The organism is uncultured Rothia sp., assembly GCF_937976295.1.
GTDB lineage: Bacteria > Actinomycetota > Actinomycetes > Actinomycetales > Micrococcaceae > Rothia.
Map to the genome: position 1 here is coordinate 1 of NZ_CALJRY010000295.1, position 1,325 is coordinate 1,325.

Sequence of the window (1,325 nt, forward strand, 5' to 3'; positions counted from 1 at the left end):
GCTCTAGCGGTTGCGCTTTTCCTGGCCCCGGGGTTCCTGCGTGTTGTGCGTGAGGGTCTCTTCTACCTGCAGGGCACCCGCCTTGAGGAGGGGTCTGAGGGGTACCGTACCTTGCGTGCCGTGTGTATTGGCGTGGCTGGCCTGGCCGCGTGTATTGCGCTCGGGTACTTAGGCTATTCGCTGGTTCGTCTGGAGTTGCTGCCTGCGCTGTTCTTTGCGGCGTCGGTGGCGATGAATGCGTGGTCGGTGAAGAAGTACGTCACCGTGGGTATCACTATCCCCGAGAAGGAGGAGGATGATGAGGCCCCGGAGGCTGAACCTGCAGCCAGCTAAACCGTGGAACCCCGTGGGCTGAGGGATACTCATTCTCCACTATAGGATCTTACTGTTACGTCAAATCTTTAGGCCTAATACATATATCAGCTAAGAGGATTACTTGAGTGATAAAAGGAGGAGTTGTTTTAACTATCACCTCAAGGTTGAATCGAATCTCCTAATGAGGCACCGACTAGGACGAAATATTATCAGTCCTCTCAGATTAGGCTGATAAAGTGGTAGCGGGTTCTATCTTTTTGACTAGGCTCAAATCTTCACCAATCTCCTGCAGACATCGCATGGTCGCGGTCCGGATACGCGACTATCCATTGTTTGCGTGACACATAACTCGACGAAAAGATCATCATGACCGACCACACCACTACACGTCAGCGCTTGCTCCGCTTCCCTTTGATTTTGGGTGTCACGACGGCGCTTATTTTCTCGTCCTGCTCCACGAGTAACAACAATAACAACCCGTCCCCTGATAAGGGTACTGTTACTTCTCAGAGTCCCCGCCAGGTAGAGAACGCTACTAATGTTCTGCAGAACGTAAACGTTCAGATGGGCCGCAACGGCGAGGTCTCGTCGATTGAGTCGACCAACATTTACGTTAATGACAAGGATCGTACGAGCTCCACGAGCAACGTGCAGTTCAAGCCGAAGGACGTCGTCAATGACCTTCCTGTGCGTGTGAGCCTGCAGTATTCTACTGAGCGCGGTAGCGGCACTAACCTGAATGATTTGAACGGTTATAGTGGCGAAATCACGATTAAGGTTACGGTTGAGAACCTGACGGTGAAGACCGAGGACGTCACCTATGACGCATCCGGTACTAGCCGTACTAGCCCTGCACCGGTTGGCACTCCGTTCTCTATTGCTGCTTCTACCGTTCTTTCTGGTTCTCCTACTCAGGTTATTACGACCCCTGATGCTGCTGATTCGTCGACGAATGGTGTGGTGAGCACCAATGATGAAGGTAAGGCTGTTGTTCAGTGGGGTGCTATTTC

The 1,325-nt window shown here is 52.2% G+C and carries 2 pseudogenes; both read left to right on the top strand.

Annotated elements, in window-relative coordinates:
* Nucleotides 1-333: pseudogene (locus Q0216_RS07910) on the top strand (hypothetical protein); the annotation flags it as partial.
* A gap of 348 nt (nt 334-681) precedes the next feature.
* Nucleotides 682-1,325 (top strand): annotated as a pseudogene (locus Q0216_RS07915) (chitinase); the annotation flags it as partial.